The 21,976-nt window shown below is 30.6% G+C and carries 25 protein-coding genes; 17 read left to right on the top strand and 8 right to left on the bottom strand.

Annotation, left to right across the window (positions count from 1 at the left end; translation table 11 throughout):
• The 8 genes from FGQ49_RS06970 to recR form a co-directional block, all read left to right on the top strand.
• On the top strand, positions 1-676 hold a 676-nt coding region (locus FGQ49_RS06970), incomplete at its 5' end, for a hypothetical protein (protein ID WP_207669796.1).
• Between the two features lie 63 nt (positions 677-739).
• Positions 740-952: a hypothetical protein gene (locus FGQ49_RS06975; RefSeq protein WP_138269151.1), complete on the top strand. Its 213-nt coding sequence runs from the start codon at positions 740-742 to the stop codon at positions 950-952.
• Positions 953-977: 25 nt separating this feature from the next.
• Positions 978-1,454 carry a 2-C-methyl-D-erythritol 2,4-cyclodiphosphate synthase gene (ispF, locus tag FGQ49_RS06980; protein WP_138269152.1) on the top strand — a complete coding sequence of 159 codons (477 nt, stop codon included), beginning with the start codon at positions 978-980 and terminating at the stop codon, positions 1,452-1,454.
• The gene (gene cysS, locus FGQ49_RS06985; RefSeq protein WP_138269153.1) at positions 1,455-2,861 is read left to right on the top strand and encodes a cysteine--tRNA ligase; all 1,407 of its coding nucleotides are present in this window, start codon (positions 1,455-1,457) and stop codon (positions 2,859-2,861) included.
• Entirely contained in the window at positions 2,843-3,253 is a 411-nt protein-coding gene (locus FGQ49_RS06990) for a Mini-ribonuclease 3 (protein ID WP_138269154.1), read from the top strand. Before cysS ends, FGQ49_RS06990 begins: the two co-directional genes overlap by 19 nt.
• Positions 3,253-5,271 carry a DNA polymerase III subunit gamma/tau gene (dnaX, locus tag FGQ49_RS06995; RefSeq protein ID WP_138269155.1) on the top strand — a complete coding sequence of 673 codons (2,019 nt, stop codon included), beginning with the start codon at positions 3,253-3,255 and terminating at the stop codon, positions 5,269-5,271. Before FGQ49_RS06990 ends, dnaX begins: the two co-directional genes overlap by 1 nt.
• Positions 5,272-5,286: 15 nt before the next feature.
• The gene (locus FGQ49_RS07000; protein ID WP_138269156.1) at positions 5,287-5,637 is read left to right on the top strand and encodes a YbaB/EbfC family nucleoid-associated protein; all 351 of its coding nucleotides are present in this window, start codon (positions 5,287-5,289) and stop codon (positions 5,635-5,637) included.
• Between the two features lies 1 nt (position 5,638).
• The gene (gene recR / locus FGQ49_RS07005; RefSeq protein WP_138269157.1) at positions 5,639-6,244 is read left to right on the top strand and encodes a recombination mediator RecR; all 606 of its coding nucleotides are present in this window, start codon (positions 5,639-5,641) and stop codon (positions 6,242-6,244) included.
• A 35-nt stretch (positions 6,245-6,279) separates the two neighbouring features.
• Here recR and FGQ49_RS07010 read toward each other — a convergent pair whose 3' ends face one another.
• Positions 6,280-6,660 (bottom strand): helix-turn-helix domain-containing protein, encoded by a 381-nt coding sequence (locus FGQ49_RS07010; RefSeq protein WP_138269158.1) that lies wholly within the window; start codon positions 6,658-6,660, stop codon positions 6,280-6,282.
• 204 nt (positions 6,661-6,864) lie between these two features.
• Between FGQ49_RS07010 and FGQ49_RS07015 the strand changes: the two genes are divergently transcribed.
• The 3 genes from FGQ49_RS07015 (at position 6,865) to FGQ49_RS07025 (ending at position 8,734) form a co-directional block, all read left to right on the top strand.
• Positions 6,865-7,344 carry a sigma factor-like helix-turn-helix DNA-binding protein gene (locus FGQ49_RS07015; RefSeq protein ID WP_138269159.1) on the top strand — a complete coding sequence of 160 codons (480 nt, stop codon included), beginning with the start codon at positions 6,865-6,867 and terminating at the stop codon, positions 7,342-7,344.
• 98 nt (positions 7,345-7,442) lie between these two features.
• Positions 7,443-7,898: a MarR family winged helix-turn-helix transcriptional regulator gene (locus FGQ49_RS07020; protein WP_138269160.1), complete on the top strand. Its 456-nt coding sequence runs from the start codon at positions 7,443-7,445 to the stop codon at positions 7,896-7,898.
• Positions 7,889-8,734, top strand: coding sequence for a DegV family protein (locus FGQ49_RS07025; protein ID WP_138269161.1), 846 nt, complete (start codon positions 7,889-7,891; stop codon positions 8,732-8,734). Before FGQ49_RS07020 ends, FGQ49_RS07025 begins: the two co-directional genes overlap by 10 nt.
• Positions 8,735-8,997: 263 nt before the next feature.
• On the opposite strand, the gene ispE is transcribed toward FGQ49_RS07025, so the two are convergent.
• Positions 8,998-9,882: a 4-(cytidine 5'-diphospho)-2-C-methyl-D-erythritol kinase gene (gene ispE / locus FGQ49_RS07030; protein ID WP_138269162.1), complete on the bottom strand. Its 885-nt coding sequence runs from the start codon at positions 9,880-9,882 to the stop codon at positions 8,998-9,000.
• A 14-nt stretch (positions 9,883-9,896) separates the two neighbouring features.
• Positions 9,897-10,181 (bottom strand): Asp-tRNA(Asn)/Glu-tRNA(Gln) amidotransferase subunit GatC, encoded by a 285-nt coding sequence (gene gatC / locus FGQ49_RS07035; protein ID WP_138269163.1) that lies wholly within the window; start codon positions 10,179-10,181, stop codon positions 9,897-9,899.
• A 177-nt stretch (positions 10,182-10,358) separates the two neighbouring features.
• Between gatC and rplI the strand changes: the two genes are divergently transcribed.
• From rplI to FGQ49_RS07055, 4 genes are all read left to right on the top strand, one after another.
• Positions 10,359-10,802 carry a 50S ribosomal protein L9 gene (gene rplI / locus FGQ49_RS07040; protein WP_138269164.1) on the top strand — a complete coding sequence of 148 codons (444 nt, stop codon included), beginning with the start codon at positions 10,359-10,361 and terminating at the stop codon, positions 10,800-10,802.
• Positions 10,803-10,836: 34 nt separating this feature from the next.
• On the top strand, positions 10,837-12,210 hold the full coding sequence (gene dnaB, locus FGQ49_RS07045) for a replicative DNA helicase (RefSeq protein WP_138269165.1): 1,374 nt from the start codon (positions 10,837-10,839) through the stop codon (positions 12,208-12,210).
• Between the two features lie 15 nt (positions 12,211-12,225).
• Positions 12,226-12,828, top strand: a complete 603-nt coding sequence (locus FGQ49_RS07050) for a hypothetical protein (RefSeq protein WP_138269166.1) — start codon at positions 12,226-12,228, stop codon at positions 12,826-12,828.
• A 114-nt stretch (positions 12,829-12,942) separates the two neighbouring features.
• Positions 12,943-13,422: a hypothetical protein gene (locus FGQ49_RS07055; RefSeq protein WP_138269167.1), complete on the top strand. Its 480-nt coding sequence runs from the start codon at positions 12,943-12,945 to the stop codon at positions 13,420-13,422.
• Positions 13,423-13,464: 42 nt separating this feature from the next.
• Here FGQ49_RS07055 and FGQ49_RS07060 read toward each other — a convergent pair whose 3' ends face one another.
• The 5 genes from FGQ49_RS07060 to FGQ49_RS07080 all read right to left on the bottom strand — a co-directional run bounded on the left by FGQ49_RS07060 (position 13,465) and on the right by FGQ49_RS07080 (position 17,614).
• On the bottom strand, positions 13,465-13,815 hold the full coding sequence (locus FGQ49_RS07060; RefSeq protein ID WP_138269168.1) for a P-II family nitrogen regulator: 351 nt from the start codon (positions 13,813-13,815) through the stop codon (positions 13,465-13,467).
• 12 nt (positions 13,816-13,827) lie between these two features.
• Positions 13,828-15,063, bottom strand: a complete 1,236-nt coding sequence (locus FGQ49_RS07065) for an ammonium transporter (protein WP_138269169.1) — start codon at positions 15,061-15,063, stop codon at positions 13,828-13,830.
• A 171-nt stretch (positions 15,064-15,234) separates the two neighbouring features.
• Positions 15,235-16,014, bottom strand: coding sequence for an HAD family hydrolase (locus tag FGQ49_RS07070; RefSeq protein ID WP_138269170.1), 780 nt, complete (start codon positions 16,012-16,014; stop codon positions 15,235-15,237).
• Position 16,015: 1 nt separating this feature from the next.
• On the bottom strand, positions 16,016-16,666 hold the full coding sequence (locus tag FGQ49_RS07075) for an HAD family hydrolase (protein ID WP_138269171.1): 651 nt from the start codon (positions 16,664-16,666) through the stop codon (positions 16,016-16,018).
• Between the two features lie 138 nt (positions 16,667-16,804).
• Positions 16,805-17,614 (bottom strand): glucosaminidase domain-containing protein, encoded by an 810-nt coding sequence (locus FGQ49_RS07080; RefSeq protein ID WP_138269172.1) that lies wholly within the window; start codon positions 17,612-17,614, stop codon positions 16,805-16,807.
• Positions 17,615-17,744: 130 nt separating this feature from the next.
• On the opposite strand from FGQ49_RS07080, the gene FGQ49_RS07085 reads away from it, so the two are divergent.
• Both FGQ49_RS07085 and ligA read left to right on the top strand, forming a co-directional pair.
• Complete coding sequence (locus FGQ49_RS07085; protein ID WP_138269173.1) at positions 17,745-19,940, top strand: transglycosylase domain-containing protein; 2,196 nt, start codon at positions 17,745-17,747, stop codon at positions 19,938-19,940.
• A 13-nt stretch (positions 19,941-19,953) separates the two neighbouring features.
• On the top strand, positions 19,954-21,930 hold the full coding sequence (gene ligA, locus FGQ49_RS07090) for an NAD-dependent DNA ligase LigA (RefSeq protein WP_138269183.1): 1,977 nt from the start codon (positions 19,954-19,956) through the stop codon (positions 21,928-21,930).
• The last annotated feature ends 46 nt before the right edge of the window (positions 21,931-21,976 follow it).

A 21,976-nucleotide genomic window follows, 5' to 3' on the forward strand; every position in this document is an offset into this window, starting at 1 on the left:
CGGCAGGTTCATTTTGGTTGAAGATTTGGTTTTGAAAAATCTTTTAAACGCTCCTCTTCTTTTTTCCTTTGAAAATAAACATATGGTTGTTATTGAAGAATTTTATATAAAAAACTTTTTTACCTCTTTTGATATTGCAGATGAGAATAATTTCAGGAATAACATTTATGTAATCTCATTTGATGAATTTATTTACTCTATAATACATAAAAAAATAATTTTATATGATATTTTAAGGTCAAATAAAGGTTTGAATTATATAACTATATTAAGTAAATTAAATAATGTTGTTGTTTTGTTTTTGTCAAAGCCTTTTTTAAAAAATGAAATATTATTTTATGATGTAATTAAGATGGAAATAACAAAAAAATATAAGAGCGAAGATATATTTTTAAATAATATTTTTTGTGGAAATAAAATATATTTTAAGGCTACAAACAACTACGATAATGAAATAATTTATGATGAGAAGATAAATAAAATTTTTTCATGGCAAAAGAATGATTTATTAAGTTCCTTTATGTTTATGGGCTTTCTTGAAGATAGGTATATTATATTTAAAAAAGAAAATATATATGAAAAAGAGAACGTATATAACATTTTTGATACAAAAAACAAATTAAGCAAAACCTTTTCTTCAAAGCTTGTTATAGTAAATGATGAATTATTGCTTTAATGGGAAAAATAAATTTATTTTTAATTCATAATATGATAAACTATAAGAAATGGGGTAATTCGTATGTCAAAAGAATTTGTTGTTGAAACATATTTATTTTGTGAAAATTGTTTGGAAGATACGATGCACAGAGCTCTTTATAAAGATGGGGAAATAGTTAAACTAACATGTCTTCAATGCGATAATGAAATCATGTTAAACAGACCTGCCCCAAGAATAAAGAAAGAACGTGGCTTTTCAAAATTTTTTACAAAATTTCTTGTGTTCAAATCATAAAAATTAAATTAGAAGAGGTAGAAAAATGCGTATAGGATTTGGATATGATGTCCATAAACTTGGTAAAAACAAGGATCTTATTTTAGCGGGCGAAAAAATAGACTATTCTGAAGGGCTTATAGGGCACTCTGATGCGGATGTTTTAGTTCATGCTTTAATGGATGCACTTCTTGGAGCTTTGGCTCTTGGTGATATAGGAAAGCATTTCCCGGATACGGATGATAAATACAAAGGCATAAGCAGTATGCTTTTACTTAAAGACGTATGCAGGATGATAGATAAAAATGGATATAAGCTTGTCAATGCTGATATGACTCTTGTTATGCAAGCACCAAAAATCGCTCCGTATATACCTAAAATGCGAGAAAATATTTCTTTTATTATGAATACTCCTATAGAAAATATAAGTATAAAAGCAACCACGGAAGAAAAACTTGGTTTCAGCGGAAGAAAAGAGGGAATCAAAGCTTACTGTGTATGCTTGCTTGAGGAGAAAGAATAGATGAAATTATTTAATACTTTATCAGGTAAGAAAGAAGAATTTGTACCTATACATGAAAATGAAGTAAATATGTACGTTTGCGGTCCTACTGTTTATAATTTCTTTCATATAGGAAACGCAAGACCTTTTATTATATTTGATACTTTAAGAAGATACCTTGAATATATTGGATATAAGGTTAATTACGTACAAAACTTTACGGATATAGACGATAAAATAATAAACAAGGCAAAAGAAGAACATTCTACGGCAAAAGCCGTATCTGATAAATACATTGAAGAATACTTTAAGGATGCAAAAGGACTTGGAATAAAAAAAGCAACTGTTCATCCAAGAGTAAGTGAATGTATAGATGATATTATAGCTTTAATTAAAGATCTTGAAAAAAATGGTTTTGCTTATAACGTAGATGGCAATGTTTATTACAGAGTAAGTAAATTTAAAGATTACGGAAAGTTATCAAAAAAACCTATAGATGAACTTATGTCGGGATCAAGAGTTGATATAAGTGATGAAAAAGAATCACCTCTTGATTTCGCATTATGGAAAAAACAAAAAGAAGAAAGTGAAATTGCTTTTGATTCTCCATGGGGTAAAGGTAGACCGGGATGGCATATAGAATGTTCTGCAATGAGTAGAAAATATCTTGGAGATACTATTGATATACATGGGGGCGGGGAGGATTTAATATTCCCTCATCATGAAAATGAAATTGCTCAATCAGAAGGAGCAAACGGTAAAGAGTTCGTTCACTATTTCGTTCATAACGGATATATTAATATAAATAATGAAAAGATGTCAAAATCAAAGGGTAACTTCTTTATGGTAAGAGATATCGCAAAGGATTTTGATCTTGAAGTTGTAAGACTTTTTATGTTATCGGCTCATTATAAAACACCTGTAAACTTCTCGTTTGATATATTAAAACAAACAGAAAGCGGATTAAAAAGATTATATAATACTAAAGAAAATTTAGAATATATGCTTAAAAATGCTAAATCAGAAGAGTTAAAGGAAGATGAAAAAGAATTTGTTTCTTCTCTTCCTAAATATAGACAAGAATTTAAAGATGCTATGGAAGATGATATAAATACTGCAAATGCGGTAAGTACAATATATGAACTAAGCAAAGATATCAATTCAAATATAAACGAAAATTCATCTAAAGAAATGATTAAAGCTGCATATGATATGTATATGGAATTAAACACAGTTTTAGGTCTTCTTCAAAAAGAAAAAGAAGAAGAAATTTTAGAAGATGAAATTTTAGCATTAATCGAACAAAGACAACAAGCAAGAAAAGATAAAGATTTTGCTTTAGCAGATAAAATAAGAGATGATCTTTTAAAAAGAGGAATTGTTCTTAAAGATACAAGAGAAGGTGTAAAGTGGGAGAAAGTAAAATAGATAAAAAAGACATTCTTGCCATAGGAAGCAAAGAGCTTGCGTATCTTGGGGACAGTGTTTACGAAGTAAATATAAGAAAAAGACTAATAAGGCTTGGTATAAGAGGCGTAAAGGATCTTAACAAAATGAGTATGAATTACGTATCGGCTTTGTATCAAGCCGATATTTTTTCTTACCTAAAAGAATTTTTAACACAAGAAGAGTTAAAAGTTGCAAAAAGAGGAAGAAATACTAAGATAAAACACGCATCAAAAAGCGTAAATATTGCAACATATCGTTTGGCGACAGCTCTTGAATGTGTGTTTGGATATTTATATATGCTTTCTGATATAGAAAGAATAGATTTCCTTATGGACAAGGTGTTTGAATATAAACTTAAAGAGGTAGAATAATGAGTTATACCGTTTTATACAGAGAATTCAGACCTAAAAATTTTGAAGAAATAATCGGTCAGGATAATATAATAAACATTCTTAAGAATCAGATAAAAAATGATTCTATTTCTCATGCCTATCTTTTTAGTGGAATAAGAGGAACAGGTAAAACATCTACCGCAAAAGTTTTTGCAAAAAGCATATGTTGTCTTAACAATAAAGACGGAGAAGCCTGCAATGAATGTGCATCATGTAAAGATATAAATATGGGGGACAGTGCCGATATTATAGAAATTGATGCCGCTTCAAACAGAGGTATAGACGAAATAAGAGACCTTAAGGAAAAGGTAAGCTATATGCCAAACTTCGGAAGATATAAAGTTTATATTATAGATGAAGTTCATATGCTTACTCAGGAAGCTTTTAATGCTTTACTTAAAACATTAGAAGAACCACCAAGTCATATAGTATTTATATTTGCAACAACAGAACCAAATAAAATTTTACCTACAATTCTTTCAAGATGTCAACGCTTTGATTTTTCTAGAATAGACAGTGATGTTGTTGTAGGACACTTGGCTGATATTCTTGATAAAAAAGGAATTGAGTATGAAAAAGAAGCGCTTTCTTTAATAGCCTTAAACACTGAAGGTGCTATGAGAGATGCTTTAAGTTTACTTGATAAAGCTATTTCGGTTCTAACGGACAATAAGGTCACAAAAGAAATCGTTGATGACATATTGGGGCTTATAAGCGATGAAGAAGTATATAATCTTGCAAACGGCATTTTAGAAGGGGACGTGGAAAAGAGTATCACTTCCGTACATGAATATATGGAAAAAGGCAGAGAAGTAGGAAGTATAATAACTCAGCTTATGGAATATTATTCAAATAAAATAATAGCCATGAACGTAAAAAATCCTGAAAAAATAATAAATAAAAGTAAGCCTTATATAGATTCTTTATTAGAAAAGTTTAACTCAAAAGAAGACAGTAAGAGGATAAGCGATATTTTATATTCTCTTTCAAAATTAAAAAATGATATGAGATTTTTCTCTGAACCGGAATTTTTATTTACGGCAAAGATAATCAATTTATGTGAAGGTGATGGTGAAAGTTTTGTTTCTATAGAAAAAGGTAATTCTCAAAATATTAATAGTATGCCTGACAGCGAAGAAATTGAACTTTTAAACGATAGAATAGAATCTTTGGAAAGAGAAATAAAAAAATTATATGCTCTTAAAGAAGATGTTGAAAATATAAAAAATATGGATTTTTCCGGTGTAAGTGTTCCTAAAAAAGAAGTTATACATTTAAAAGAAAAACCAAAGAAAGTTTCACCTGAAAAAGATGAATATATTGTTGATAAAAAAGAGATTGCTTGGGCAGAGAAAGTTTTGTCTCTTACTCAGCGTTATATTATAAACAGCAATAAAGACCCTCTTGTAGGTATGAGTGTAAATAAATTTAAGGTAGTTGAAGTAGGATTTAATTCTATTACAATATATCCCGATAAAGCTTTAAATATGATGGATTTCTTCTTTGATAACGATGGAGATAAAATATTCAAAGAAGCTCTAAGTCTTAAAGCCGGGAAAAAATTAGATGTAACTTATATTGACAAAAAGATAAAATTAAGATATAAAAATGATAGCAGTAAAAACAGCTTAAAAAGTCTTAAAAAAGATTTGAATATGAAAAAAGATTTTAAGACTGATTTTAAAGCGGAAATAAAAGAAGATGCAAAAGAAGACATCAAAGAAGAAGCAAAAATTAATACAGAAGAAGTTTATAAAGAACAAAAAGAGGAAATTATAGACACTTCTTTGAATAATGACAACAATGCGTCTTTAGAAAGTACAATGCCTGATTATGACATTAATGAAATTATTTCAGGCGAAGATGAGGAATTTGTTTCCGATGAAGAACTAGCTGCTATAGATAATGAAATAGTATTGGATGATGACGATATTATGGATTTAGGAGAAGATTATGACGCATCAATCATGGAAATATTCGGTGCGAAAGAAGAATAACGGAGGTATAAAATTATGGCAAAAGGAAGAATGAACGGTTTCGGCGGTGGCGCAGGAATGTCAGGAATGATGAAACAAATGCAAAAAATGCAAGCTGATATGCAAAAAATGCAAAAGGAACTTGAAGAATCAACTTATGAGGCAACAAGTGGCGGCGGAGCTGTTAAAGCAGTTGTAACAGGAGAAAAACTTGTTGAATCTATCGAAATTGATCCAGATATGTTAAAAGAAGAAGATGCTGATATCATATGTGATATGGTTGTTGCTGCAGTAAACGAAGCAATTAACAAAGCAAATGAAGATGCAAATAATAAAATGGGTTCTATTGCGGGAGGACTTGGCGGATTAAATATTCCGGGACTATAAAATGAGCGTTTATTCAAAACCTATATTAAATTTAATAAATGAACTTTCAAAACTTCCGGGAGTAGGAAGAAAAACGGCAAGCAGACTTGCTTATTATATAGTTAATATGGATAAAGCTGATGTTGACAGTTTATCCGATGCAATAAAAGCCGCAAAAAAAGAACTTAAATTTTGTTCTGTTTGTTACAATATAACAGACAAGGATCCTTGTGATATATGCACAAGTTCAAAAAGAGACAGATCTACAATACTTGTGGTAAGTGAATCGAAAGATTTAATTGCCATAGAAAAAACAAAAGAATACAAAGGTCTTTATCATGTTCTTGGTGGAGTTATTTCTCCAATGGAAGGAATAATGGTTGAAGATATAAGAATTAAAGAACTTATAAGCAGAATCGGAACAAGTGATGAAGTTAAGGAAGTTATTTTGGCAACTGGTTTTAATGTTGAAGGAGAGACAACTGCAATGGTTATAAAGAAATTGTTAAAACCTTTTGATGATATAAAAGTAACAAGAATTGCAAAAGGACTTCCTCAAGGTGCAGATCTTGAATATACTGACGGTGCAACTTTGGCAAACGCAATTATTGGAAGAAATGAAATTTAAAAAAGTACAACCAGGTTGTACTTTTTTTATTTTGTTTATTTTTTATTTAATAAAATAAGCAAAAGTTCTTTTTTATCTTCAATGCTCCAGCTTTTATAGTCTTGAAAAGCTACCATTTGAGAATCTTTAAGCATATTTTTTAATGTTAAATTTAGATAGTTTTCATCGTTTAAAAGACTTTCGTCCAAAGAAGAAAATTCTTGTTTTTCCTTCTTTTCTTCTCCTCTTAAAAGATAATCGGTACTTACATTAAAAGTATCGCTTATTTTTTTTATCATTGTTGATGGAATATTTCTGTTTCCTTTTTCATACATACTTATTGTATTTGGATGAATTCCAAGTTTTTCAGCCATATCTTTTTGAGTAAGCTTATTTTCTTTCCTTAATTTTTTTAATCTATCTCCAATTGTTTCCATTTTTATTTCTCCAAGACTATTTATTAATTAAAGAATATCACATTATGTTAACTTTTTCAATAAAAATTCACAATTTACAGTGAAAATATCAATAAAAACACACATTTTGTTTACTTTTTCTTGACAATCACACGTATTGTGTGATAATCTATTCTTGTAGAAAAAATGTTCGATTTAGATATTGTGCGTTTTAGGAGGTAGGATATGAAAAGCGAATTATACAAACAAACAGAAAGAAGATTATATGATTATCCTTTTTTGGTAAAGAGAATTGAGATGATTAAAAAACGTCTTGAAGAGCTCGAGATGAATTCTTTGAAAGGATATCATACTTACTTATTATCCGATGAGCAAAGCCGTTTTGAAGATTTTATTGCAGCGGAAGCATCTAATATTTCCGATTTTAGAATACTTCTTCAACAAGAGTTAAAAGAAAAAGAAAACATAGTTTTTGAAATTGAAAAAGCGCTGGAATGTTTAACGGAACTTGAGCGTCAAATTGTTATAATGAGATATTTTAAAATGTTGAGAATGTCGGAAATAAGTGATGAACTTGGATACTCCAGAGAGTATAGCAGTAGAGTAAGAAAAAGAGCTGTAAATAAAATCGGTATGGTTCTTTGGGGTGTTACAAGTGAGGAAATGGAAAAAAAGAGAAAAGAAATAAAAAATTTTCCAATTTAAACAAGAATAGAGATATTCTTGTTTTTTATTGACAAATTCTTTCTTGTTTAATATAATAGAAAAAATTGTTTACTTTGTGAACTAATTTAGGAGTTAATATGGAAAAAATCAGTGAAGAGTTCTTAGATGCATGGCTGAAGCTATCAGTTATACTTAGAAATAAAAGATATATGATTAATTTATCATTTAATGAAGGTATAATATGTCATCTTCTTTACAAAGAATCATTAACAGGCAGTGAAAAAGGTGTTGCACTTAAAGATATCTGCTCAAAAACTCATATTTTAAAATCTCAGGTAAATAAACTTATAAAACAGCTTGAAGGTAAAAACATAATAAGAAGAAATAAAAGTCTAAAAGATAAAAGATTGGTTTTAGTAAGTTTAAGTGAATACGGAGAAAAAGTATATAAAAATGAGTATGCTAGAATCATTAAGCTTGTAAATGAACTTGTAAAGAAAATCGGAGAAGAAAAAGCAAAATCGGCAACGGATATTTTTGAATTAATAGCAAATAATGTAGAAATATTTAACGGGAGGGAAACATGTCAGTAAAAATATTAACGGATTCATCTTCTGATTATGAAGCTTATGAAATTAAAGAAAAAAATATAGAGGTTGTTCCAATTGCAGTATCATTTGGAGAAGAACATTATCTTGACGGAGTTGATTTGGATAAAGATACTTTCTATAAAAAATTGGAAAGCTCTTCTGAATTTCCTAAAACAGCACAGCCAACCCCTAATGAATTTTTAGAATATTTTAACAAAGCAAAAGAAAACAACGATGACCTTGTTGTAATACTTCTCTCAAGCGGACTAAGCGGAACCGTTCAAAGTGCAAACATTGCAAAAGATATGTGTGAATATGATAATATTTTTATAATAGACAGCGTACATGCGGTTACGGGAGTAAGAATGCTTGTTGACAGTGCAATAAAACTTAGAGATGAAGGTAAAAGCGGAAAAGAAATATATAATGAAATATTAGTTTTAACAACAAAAGTTCGTTCTGTTGTTATGGTAGATACACTTGAATATCTTCATAAAGGCGGAAGACTCACAAAAGCTCAAGCGACTTTAGGAGAAGCTGTAAATATGAAACCTATTATAAGTATAGACGAGCTTGGTAAATTATATATGAAAGATAAATCACTGGGCAAAACAAGAGCGTACAAAAAAATTATTAAATTATTTAAAAGTTTTGATATTGATACGAGCTATCCTGTATATTTCCCATATTCAAATGAAAAATCAAACTGTGAAGAGCTTGTAAAGAAATTAAAAGCAATGGATATTGATGTGGATGAAAAATATATGTATAATATTGGACCAACTGTAGGCGCTCATCTTGGAAGCGGAACTTTTGGTTTTACAATGGTTGTAAAATAAAAACGAATTCCTTTTGTAATTCGTTTTTATTTATTTCTTATTAACATTATGAAAGAAAGTATCAAATTCAAAATAATTCCCGCCATTATGCCAAAAACAATTTCCTCGTTTTTTTCTCCTTGTGCAAGTTTTAATATTCTGCAAATAAGTACTGATAAAAAGGGAATTAAAATATATATTATATTAAAGTATTTTTTCATATGTATCACCTAAATATAAATTTAATATATATTATAAACTAAAAAACGACCGTTTCGGTCGCTTTATCTTAACTCATATGTAAGAAGTGCATTTTCGCTTTCCGTAAAGTTTGTTAAAAATACTGTATCATATTCTTTTATAAATTCTTCATATGCTTTTTGTGCTTTTGATAAGCTGTCATAAAGAGCAAATACACTTGGTCCTGAGCCGCTCATTTGCACCCCTATTGCATCAAGTTTTTTGAATTTGTCTTTTATATATTTTATTTCAGGATATTTTTCTAAAACAAAAGGTTCAAATACATTAATTAATCCCTTTTCAAGTTTTTTCTTGTCTGCTTCTAAAAGTCCTGTCATTAAAGCTGTAAAATCTGGTCTTATAAGATCCGTTGCATTGTCTATAAGGTCATATGCAAATTTTGTACTTACTCCAAAATCAGGTTTGCATAAAACTACATAGCAAGGAATATATGGATAAATCGGTCTGATTTTTTCTCCGATTCCTTCACACATGCCTGCGCCGCTATGGATTAAGAAAGGAATATCTGCACCTATTTTTTCACCTATTGAACAAAGCTCATCTCTTGAAAGATTAAGTTCATAGATTTTGTTATATGCAATTAGTGCAGCTGCTCCGTTTGCACTTCCTCCGCCAAGTCCCGCACAAACTGGAATTTTCTTTTCTATATGAACAGACAGTAATTCATTTTCTTTATTTAGTTTGCTTATTTCTTTTATGCATTTATAAACTATATTACTTTCATCCTTTGGTACTTCGGTATTATTGCATGTAATAACAATCTTATCGGATTTTTCAAAGGTTAAATAATCATAAATATTTATGGAATGCATTACGGTTTTGATATTGTGATAATTATCTTCTCTCTTTCCTACAATATCAAGCCCTAAATTTACCTTAGCCGGTATTTTTATTTGTAGTTTATTCATCTTATACCTTCGGTTTATAACATTTTAGGAACGTTTATACATCTTTCGTCTTTACTTGGAGCATTTTGTAATGCTTCTTCTATTGTTAATCCCTCTTTTACTTCATCTTCTCTTACTACATTTTCAAGATTTAAAACATGGGCTAAAGGTTTTATTCCATCTGTATCTATATTATCAAGTGCTTTTGCATAATCAAGCTGTTTTTCAAGTGTATCTGTATATTTTTCTGCTTCTTCTTCGCTTATTTTTAATTTTGCAAGTGAAGCAGTATATAATACATCATCTTTTGTTACTTTCATAATAATCTCCTCGTAAACATAATTTAACTATTAATTTATTTTACTTTTTTTGTAAACAATAGTCAAGAAACAATACTCATTAATGTAATATATTAATGATCTTCTAATAATTTTTTATTATTATTTTAATAACTTGTGCTATAATAGGAATAATTAAATATAATAGGAGGATAGCGCGTGAAGGTAATATTACTTGAAGATATAAAAGGTATCGGAAAAAGAAGAGAAATTAAAAACGTAAAAACAGGTTATGCAAATAACTTTTTATTTAAACAAGGCAAAGCTGTTGAAGCGACAAAAGCCAATATAGAAAAAATGGAAGAAGAAATAAGACTTGAAAAAGAAAATCATGCAAAAAATGTTGCTGAAGCAAAAGAAAAGAAAGAACAACTTGAAAAAATTAAAGTTGATTTAAAAGCTAAATCAGGTCCTGACGGTAAACTTTATGGTTCTGTTACTTCAATGGATGTAAGTGATGCAATAGAAAAAGCAAGCGGACTAAAAATCGACAAAAGAAAAGTTGTTATGGATAACATAAAAAACCAAGGTGAATACGAAGTTAAAGTTAAATTATTTGAGAATGTTGTTGCAAGTGTAAAAATTAATGTTGTAAGTGAATAATATTAATATAAGTAATTAATACAAGGAGCGAAAATTGGCAGATAAATTAAGTTTAAAGGTCATGCCGCACAGCAGTGAAACAGAAAGATGTGTTCTTGGTTGTATGCTTATAGACAGTGAAACTATAAACATTGTAAAAGAAGTCTTGAGTGAAGACGACTTTTACGACGGAGAACATAAGTGGGTCTATAAAGCCATTGTTTCTCTTGCTGATAGAGGAAAAGCGGTAGACACATTGACTCTTTCAAATGAATTGAAAGAAAATAATGTATTTGACAAAATAGGCGGATATGAGTTTTTAACAAAAATAGGAGACAGTGTTATATCCACAAATCATGTTGATGATTATTGTACAATTATTAAAGAAAAGTCAATAAGAAGAAGGCTTATAAGAGAGCTTGGAAGTGTTATTGATCAGTGCTATGGAGATTCTATAGAATCTTTTGATATAATAGAAGCTGCTCAAAGAGCCGTTTATAACATATCTATGGATAATAGTACAACGGACTTTACGTCTCTTTCATCAGCTGTAAGTGATGCTGTTAACGAACTAAACAGAATACAAAAGCTGGATGAAAAAGTAATTGGGGTACCTTCCGGATTTGATTCCATTGATGATATAACATCGGGTTTTCAAAAAGGAGACATGATTCTTATAGCAGCAAGACCGAGTATGGGTAAGACGGCACTTGCGGTAAACATTGCTCAAAATGCCGCTATAAGATATAAAAAATCAGTTGCCATTTTTTCTCTTGAAATGCCAACAAGACAACTTGCAAACAGAATTATGTCGGGAGAAGCTGAAGTAGATTCTTCAAGACTTAGAATAGCCAATATTTTTCCGAGTGAATGGTCAAATTTATATGATACCGTAAGGGAAATAAGAGAGAAAAAAGTAAAATTATTTATAAATGATACTTCGGGTATTTCCGTAGGGGAACTTAGAAGAAAATGTAGAAAATTAAAAGCAACAGAAGGTCTTGATTTAATAATTATCGACTATTTGCAGCTTATGACAATAAATGAAAGAAGCGAAAGCAGACAACAAGAAATTTCAACCATTTCAAGAACATTAAAATCAATCGCAAAAGAACTTGATTGTCCTATCATTGCATTAAGTCAGCTTTCTCGTGGTCCTGAAGCAAGGACGAATAAAAGACCAATGCTTTCGGATTTAAGAGAATCTGGAGCCATAGAACAGGATGCCGACCTTGTAATGCTTCTTTACAGAGATAAATATTATAATCCTGAAAGCGAAGATGATTCCACAGAAGTAATTATTGCAAAACATAGAAATGGTAGTGTTGGTAAGGTAAAACTTAAATTTAGAGGTGAATACACTAAATTTATTACAATAGAAGATGACCCTACAAGCTCAGAGGCTTATAGTGATGAGAATTTAGGATAGGAGATGAATTTTAAAATGAGAGATATTTTTGAAAAAGATTTTATTGTTAAGGTATTGATACCTTTGGCGGTAACAATGCTTGTTTCGGGAGTTTTATTTATTTTAGGAAATGCATTTATTCTTTTGGTTGCTGTTATTATTTTTGCAGGACTTTTCTTCTTTACAAAATATAATAAAGATTTGGTTGAAGAAGAGATATATTATGAAGAAGAAGATACTTCTCCAATAAGAGAATTAAGAGAAGAATTAAATCTTTCAAAAGATTATACAAATGATTCAAAAGCAAATAGCTACGATTATTTAAAAGATAATATGATTAATGAAGATAATCTATCTTTTCTTGATATAGAAGATGAAGAAGGCGAAGCCCTTCATTTTGAAAAAGCAGATATGTCTTTAACACAGCAAATTAAAGCAAGTGTTGATGAGGATTATCCGGAACCAACTCTTAAAAAACCTGTAAGAAAAAGTAAAGCAGTTTCTGCTCCAAAGAAAAAAGCAGGTAATGTTATTTCAAAATCAATTAAAAGTGTGAAAAACAGAAAAGAAGTTCCAATAAAAAAAGAAATTAATTACGATGATGATTTTGAATTTGAATATGGTTCTTATGATGAATAATTAAAATTTATTCTTACTTAAAATAAAAAAATATGATAAAATATATTAAAACGCGTGGTCATAAAATGGCGTAAATCCAGTTTATGACTGCGCGTTATTTTTTTGGAGGTAAATATGGAAAGACGTAAAATAGAATTTGTAAGAGGAATTATAATGTGTTTTATAATGGTATTTGGCATGAATTTATTTGAAACAGTTCTGCATTTAGGCGCATTAAATATTAATGTTTTTATTGAGAGTTTTAATACATTTATTTTTGTATTTATAGCGGCGTATATTATTCAAAATTTAGTGGTAGGAAAGGCAAAAGATTATATTATAAAAACATTTTTGAAAGAAGAAAAAAGCAGTCTTGCTTTTATGTTGTTTAATGCGGTATTTATAGTTACGTTCATGTCAATGATAATGACAGTAATAGGAGGTATAATAGGAGGGGAAAGCTTCGCTGATGTTTTAAATAATTACTTTAATGTATGGCCGAGAAATTTTTGTATGGCATTTTTCTTAAACATATTTGTTGCTTCTCCCGTATGTAACTATTTATCGGGGAAATTAAGGAATTTGAATAACTTAAATGCCGAAAATGCGGAATAGACATAAAACCGACTTAAAAAGTCGGTTTTATTTTTATCTTACTTAATCTTGTAAAGCATCTTTTCCAGTTTCTTTTGTTCTGATTCTTTTTACGTTTCTTATTTCGTAGCTGAAGATTTTTCCGTCTCCGACTTCTCCGGTAAAGGCGGATTCTTCAATGGCTTTTATTGTTTTGGCTTCCCATTCTTCGGAAGAAACCACGATTTCAAATTTAATTTTTGGTCTCATCATTATGTCAACTTTTGTTCCTCTTACATATTCGCTAAATCCTTTTTGAGCTCCGCAGCCCATTACCTGGGAAACGGTAATTCCGTTTACGCCTATTTTATTTAAAGCGTCTTTAACGTCTTCCAGTTTTTCTTCTCTTACAATTGCTTCTATCTTGATTATCATAATATATCCTCCTTAATCCAATCCGTTAAATGACGGGTATGCACTTTCTCCGTGTTGTGTTACGTCCAAACCTATCTTTTCTTCTTTTTGGGTTACACGAAGCGGAGTGAAGATTCCAACGATTTTTGCACAGATGAATGTTCCTATAGCTGCAATTAGTATTGATACGACTATACCTATTAATTGAGCCGCAAACAATTTTATGTCTCCAAAAACCAATCCGTTCCATTGAGCTACGGAATTGATAGAAGTCATTGCAAACAATCCGGTTGCAATACCACCCCATATACCGCCTATTCCATGGCATCCGAATGCATCCAATGCATCATCGATTTTTAATTTTCCTTTTAAGAATGAAACGCCAAAGTAGCATATTGGGCTGACGAGCAGACCTATTATAATCGCTGCCCAAATCGGAACATATCCGGCTCCCGGAGTTATTCCGACAAGACCTACCACAAGACCCGTTGAAGCTCCGACTAATGTAGGTTTTCCGTTTTTCAAAGTTTCAATAAGAGCCCAAGAAACAAGAGCCGCTGCCGATGAAACCGCCGTTGTCATAAATGCGTGTGCCGCAAGTCCGTCTGCCGCAAGAGCACTTCCTGCGTTAAATCCGAACCAACCGAACCATAACAATCCTGCACCCAAAAATACAAACGGTGTATTGTGACCTTTGAATCCTTGCTCAAATCCTTTTCTTTTTCCGAGCATTAACGCAAGTACAAGTCCGCTTACTCCTGAACTTATATGTACGACATTCCCTCCCGCGAAATCAACGGAACCGATTGACGCCAAAAATCCGTTTTCTCCCCATACCATATGGGCCAAAGGATAATAAACTATCAAAGACCAAAGAATTATAAAAGGTACCAATGCTTTGAATTTCATCCTTCCTGCGACCGAACCCGTAATCAATGCCGGTGTAATTACGGCAAACATCATTTGAAATGCCGCATATGCCAAATTTGGAATGGTGTCGGAATAATAATCGGGTTCCATTCCTACTCCCGAAAATCCAAACCATTTGCTTCCTCCGATAATTCCTCCGTGATCTCCTCCGAATGACAAAGCATATCCGAATAATACCCACATAACGATTGCGATACCCATGATTATGCCACATGCCATCATTGTGTTACCGACATTTTTTCTTCTTACAAGACCTCCGTAGAAAAATGCCAAGCCCGGTGTCATAAGAAAAACCAATGCGGCACAAATCAAAATAAAACCAGTGTTTCCAGTATTCATTTTATTACCCCCGTTTTTTATAATTTAATAAAAAACAAAAAAGGCACTTAGAAATTAATTTCTAAGCGCCTTTGCTTTTTATTTTTAATATTTATGGATTATATCAGTTAATTATTTAAATGTCAACCAAAAAATAATAATTTATTTGATAAATATAAAAGTTTATGTATTTTATGCTTTTAAAATTATCTTTATCATTTCACTCACCGCATTTTCGTTATTGGTTTTGTTAAGTAAAAATTTGGCTGCCTTTTTTGCGTCTTCGGATGCATTTTTGACTGCAAAAGAATATTTTGTGTTTTTTAAAAGTTCTATATCGCTTCCTTGATCACCTATCGTGGCAATTTCGTCTTTTGTTACGTTATAATGTTTCATAAGTTCTTTAAGCCCTGTAAATTTATTTACTTTTGTCGGTCTTATATCATATACGTTTCTGTCAACGGTTCCGTACATGCTCTTTGGCAGATAACTTTTTAAATGTTCAAGGTCCTTTTCATTTTCAAAACGTACGGAAATTCTGTAACAATCTTTTAACGTGCTTAAATCTCCCTTTTTTAAGCTTTCTTCTTTTATCCAAGTTATCACATCTTGATATAAAGGTCCTTTTTTGTTGTAAAAGTAACCGTCTTTGTTAAGAGGCATAAAGTCTCGGTTTTCTTCGTTGAATTTTTTTACCAAAAATGAATATACGTGGTTGTCTATCGTAACAAGTTCTTTTATACCATTTTTGTAATCTATTAATATGGCTCCGTTTACGCCTATATGTACACTTTCAAATAAATCAAGTTCTTTTACTATGTCTATCATGGATTCTTCGTTTCTTCCGGATATTATGCTTGCTTTAATTCCTTTTTCTTTGCATAATTGTATTGCATTTTTATCTTCTTTTGATATGGTTCCGTCATCTCTCAGTAAGGTTTTATCCAGATCTAAAATAAGCAACTTTATCATTTTATTCACCCTTTACGATGTTTATAAGCTCAAGAGGTGTCTTTATATGGTAATTGGCATTGCAAGTTTCTTTTTCTTCTTCACTGCCATAGCCATAATCTGCCATAACGGCATCAGTGCCATTTTTTTTGCCTCCTATTATATCGGTAGGTTTATCTCCTATCATTAGAACCTTTTTAGGATCTTTAATGTTTAATTTATCCATGGCTTCTTTAACCAAATCCGATTTTTCTCCTCTTGTCTGCATTGTATCCTGTGCAATTACTTCTTTAAAAAATTTTTCTATTTCAAAATATTTTATTTGAAGTTTTACATTTTCTATTGGTTTATTTGAGGCTATTGCCATTTGTACTCCCATGTTATCAAGAGTTTGTAGCATTTCATAAACTCCATCATACAACGTTGCTTCAAAACATCCATGTTCTTGTACGTATTTTCTATGTATCATAATGGCTTTTTTGCCTTCTTCTTGGTCAAATCCGTACTTTTCAATTATTAGTTTTGCAAAAGGAGGTCCAATCATTTTTTTTACGTTTTCTATTGTTTCCGTTATTCCATATGCTCCAAGTGCCTTTACAAATCCTTTTGCTATTCCAAGCCATGAGTCTACTATTACTCCGTCAAAATCAAATATTACAGTGTTATATTTCATAATTATTCCTCTTTTCTTTATATATTATTTTATAATAGCAAAGTATTTTTTTCAATTATATTTAGATGGTTATCGTTATTTATGAAGTGGAATTAAATATTTATGGTCTTATAAGAATGTAAATTAAATATATGTTATTTAGCGATAATGGCTTCTTCTGATATTAGATTTCTCTTTTTTGTTAATTTTATGAAATAATAGAAATAGAAAGTAGATTAGTAATAGGTTTAGCAATATGCTTAAGGTTTTGTTTATTGCCTCTTTTCTTTGTAAAACAATATTTTCTTCTGTCATATCTTCTGTTTTATTTATATTTTTTATTTTGTTTAAATGAGTTAAAACTTTGTTTCCGTATCCTTTGCCGGGATAAGCCCATCCTTTTTTGTAAGGATTATCAGAGTATCCAAGGTATTCCACATATATGGCTTTTCCTCTAAGGGAGTCGTTCCATCTCGGGTCAACACATTTCCCATTTAAAGGTTTGGTTGAAGCATAGCACTTTAAATGCTGAATTACGGCTCTTATTCCTATTTCCATTGTTTTAAAACTTGCACCTTTTACTCCTCCTCCCGTGGTTCCAAGCCCTGCAAAATTATTTTGTTCCTTTTTTACATCTCCTGTAAAATTTAAATATCCTGTTTCATGCATCATTAATGCAAATGCTATATCTGCTCTTACACCTTCTTTTTTTGCTTCTTTAATGGTTGTTTTGACGAAGTCTTGTGCATACTTTTTAGTAATGGGATTATTGCCTTTTTTATCGTTGTTTTTTATTAGATATGTATACATTTGATTTGCGCTACACTCGCAGTTTTCACCCATTATTTTAGTGAGTTTTTTTTCATTCTTTCCATTTACTAAAGGCATAAAAAGTGGTAATATTAATAAAGTTATCAAGGTGAATAAAATAATTATGTGAAATTTATTAAAATTTTGTGAATAATTCATTAAAAGCCTCTTTTTTTACATTTTTTATATTATTATTATTATAAATTAAAAAAAATAATTTTTTTGTAATTTTTAATAATGATAAATAATTAAATTATAAATATAATTTGTTTAATGAAAGGGTACTAAATTGAGAAAAACATTAACAAAAATCATTGGTATTTTTATAATTGGTATTATTTTGGCGGGAGCAACTTTATTTGTTTCTGTTTCCCTTAGCTTACCTGATATTTCGGGATATACTTATTCTCCTAAACTTAAAACTCAAATTTTAACAGAGGATAATCAGTTGGTTGGTGAAGTTTATGATGAAAACAGAACCCTTGTTTCCATTGATGATATGCCTGATGATCTTGTTAATGCAGTTGTTGCCGTTGAAGATAGAAGATTTTATCAACATCACGGATTTGATATTAAAGGTATATTAAGAGCCATTGTGGTTAATCTAAAAGGAGACGGTATTCACGAAGGTGCTTCAACACTAACACAGCAGGTTGTAAGAAGATTATTCTTATCTGATGAGAGAACTTATACAAGAAAGATAAAAGAAATTTTACTTGCAGTAAAATTTGAACAGGAATTTACAAAAGAAGAAATTTTGGAAATTTATCTTAACGATGTATTTATGGGGCAAGGAACATATGGTGTTGAAGAAGCTTCAAAGAGATTTTTTGGTAAGCATGTACAGGATTTAACTTTAGAAGAATGTGCTTTGCTTGCAGGTATTCCACAGGCTCCTACCGTTTACAATCCAACTACAGATTCAGGTTATGAACAATCCAAAATAAGAAAAGAAGAAGTTTTGGATGCAATGGTAGAAAGCGGATATATAACTGAAGAAGAATGTGAAGAAGCAAAAGCAGTAAAGATTTCTATAAAAGAAGGAGATTCTGAAAAAGGATTTAATGGAAGAACAAGAGAAGGCTGTGGTGCTTATTCTCAACAAGTTTTGGATGAAGCTCAAGATGTATTGGTAAAAAGTTTTACTGAAAAAGACCAAATGAGTGAAGATGCTGCAAAAGCAAAAGTTGAACAGATGATTAATCAGGACGGGCTTAAGATTTATTGCAGTATGAATATGAGTTTACAAACTTCAGGTATAAAAAGTGTAAAAGAATTTATGTCTGCATATGGTCTTACTGATAGAGCGGATATGGCTTTTGTTACTGTAGATGGTTCTAATGGAAAGGTTCTTGCATATTATGGAGGTGCATCATCTATTGATATGGCAAATACTCCTCGTCAGCCGGGAAGTACCATAAAACCTCTATATGTATCCAAATATTTAGAACTCCCTGATAAATCTATATATACTACCGTTCAAGACGGTCCGATTAATCTTTATGGGTATTCACCTAAAAATGCGGGTAACAGATATTATGGAAGGGTTACAATTAAACAGGCTATTACAAATTCATTAAATACAGCATGTTTAAGACTTTTTGAAGAACTGGGAACTGATGAAAACGGCAATTTAGAAGGATATAATGCTGTAAAAGACTTTGGATTTACAACTCTTGTAGATGTTGAGGATAATGCTGTTTATAATGATAATAACTATGCATTTGCCCTTGGAGGTCTTACTTATGGCTTAAAACCTTTGGAACTTGCCAGTGCATATTCGACATTTGCAAATGACGGAGAAAAATATCCTTATTATTTCGTTGAAAAGATAACAACAAAAGACGGTGACGTTCTTTATGAAAGAGAAGAAGCAAAAGCAGAACGCATAAGAACAAGTGAAGCAAATGAAGGAATAGTTGAATGTATGAAAGGTGTTGTAACATCAGGTACAGGTACATTGGCTCAGACTCAATATGAAACATTTGGTAAAACAGGAACTACAAATGACGATAAAGATTTCTGGTTCTGTGGCGTAACCGGTAATTTAGCAACAAGTATATGGGTTGGAACTCCTGAAAATGATGTAATATATGGTATTTCTTCATCAGGAGTTGCATCTTTCTATTCAAGATATGTAAATAATACAGATGAAATAGATGATTTTGGTAAGATTGCAAATGTAAGTGAAAATTCTTCTTCAGATACAGAAGAAGAAGTAAATTACACTAGTTTATTGGTTGTAAAAGATAATATTGATGTAACGGATAGAGAATACTTTACAAGACTTGAAGTTGAAACCATATCTATTCCGGAAGATGAGGTGGATAAATATCAAAATAGAGTAGTTACTCAAGTTACGGTAGACAGCGACAGCGGACTTTTATTTAATGAAGAAAAGTGCGATAATGCAAACAAAGAAATCAGGTATTATATAAAAGGAAACGAGCCAACAAAGAAATGTAATAAACTTCATATATTTTAGAAGGTAAAATATGATAGATGCAAAAAAAGAAATAGAACAATTAACAGAAGAATTATTGGAACATAACAGAAAATATTATGAGGAAGATAATCCAAGTATTTCTGATTATGAATATGATATGCTTCTTAGAAAGCTTATGAAGCTTGAAGAAGAATATCCTGAGTACAAAAAAGAATATTCCCCTACCGACAGGGTAGGGGGAAAGGCTCTTGATGGGTTTGAAAAAGTAAAGCATGAGTATAAGCAGCTTAGCTTGGCTAATGCTTTTTCTTTTGACGAACTTTTAGAGTTTGATAATAGAGTTAAAAAAGAAATAGAAAATCCTGTATATACATTGGAAAATAAGTTTGACGGACTAACTATAGTTCTTACTTATGAAAATGGTATATTAAAAACAGGAGCAACAAGAGGAGACGGTGAAGTTGGTGAAGATGTTACTTTAAATGTTAAAACCATAAAAACAATTCCTCTTAAATTAAACAAAGATGTTAATTTGACCGTAAGGGGCGAAGTTTTAATATATAAAGATAACTTTGAAAAGATTAATAAGCAAAGAGAAAAAGACGGAGAAAGTCTTTTTGCAAATCCTAGAAATATGGCAGCAGGTTCAATAAGACAGCTTGATTCAAAAGTTGCGGCAAAGAGGGATTTGGATTGTTTTATATTTAATTTAGAGCATATAGACGAGGTGGAACTTTCTTCTCATAGTGAAAGTCTTGATTATTTAAAAACTCTTGGATTTAAAGTAAGTGAATATAAAAAGTTTAGTAATATAAATGAAATATTTAAGGCTTTAAATGAAAAAGAAGAGGAGAGAAAAAAACTACCTTATGAAATAGATGGAGCTGTAATAAAACTTGATAATTTAAGAGATAGAGAAGTTTTAGGTTCTACAAATAAAAATCCAAGGTGGGCAATTGCTTATAAATTTAGTGAAACAAAGGTAAAAACCTTACTAAAGGATATTATTGTAAATGTAGGAAGAACCGGAACATTGACCCCTGTTGCAATTTTAGAAGGTGTAAATATAGATGGGTCTTTTGTAAGTCGTGCAACTCTTCACAATGAAGATTATATAAAAGACAATGACATAAGAATAGGGGATAAAGTTATAGTAAAAAAAGCCGGAGAAATAATTCCTCAGGTTGTAAGTTCCGTAAAAGAAGAAAGAAATGGTGAAGAAATAATCTTTGAAATGCCAAAGACTTGTCCTGTATGTGGTCATGAAGTTGTAAGGGAAGAAGGCATAAGCGCAATAAAATGCGTAAATATAGACTGTCCGGCTAAAATTTCCAGAGAAATAATTCATTTTGCTTCAAGGGATGCGATGAATATTGATACTTTGGGAGAGAGAGTTTTGGAAAACTTAATTGAAGCGGACTTAATTCAAGATGTAAGCGATATTTACAGATTAAAAGATAAAAAAGAACAAATAGAACAAATGGAAAAAATGGGTGAAAAATCCGTTTTAAACATGATTGAAGCAATAGAAAAATCAAAAGAAAATTCTCTTGAGGATTTGATTTTTGCGCTGTCCATAAATTTAGTTGGAAAGCAGGGAGCAAAACTTCTCGCAAAAGAATTTAAAAGTATGGATAATTTAATGAACGCCACATATGATGATCTTATATCTATTAATGAAATAGGGGATAAGATGGCAAATGAAATTATAAAGTTCTTTAATAATGAAAAGAAAATATCTTTGATTAATAAGTTAAAATCTTTAGGAGTTAATATGGAATATATTAATGAAGAAAACGAAGATTTGAAGTTTGAAGGTATGACATTCGTTTTAACGGGAACATTATCCAAATATAAAAGAAATGATGCGAAGAAGATAATTGAAAGCTACGGAGGTAAAGTTTCTTCTTCCGTAAGTAAAAAAACTACTTATGTTCTTGCCGGTGAAAATGCAGGAAGTAAAGAAGAAAAAGCAAAGACTCTTGGAATAAAAATAATTTCTGAAGATGATTTCGAAAAAATGATATAAAGAACTTCTTTTGAAGTTCTTTTTTTATGTAAAAAATAGATAAATT

This window comes from Anaerofustis stercorihominis (assembly GCF_005844425.1).
GTDB lineage: Bacteria > Bacillota > Clostridia > Eubacteriales > Anaerofustaceae > Anaerofustis > Anaerofustis butyriciformans.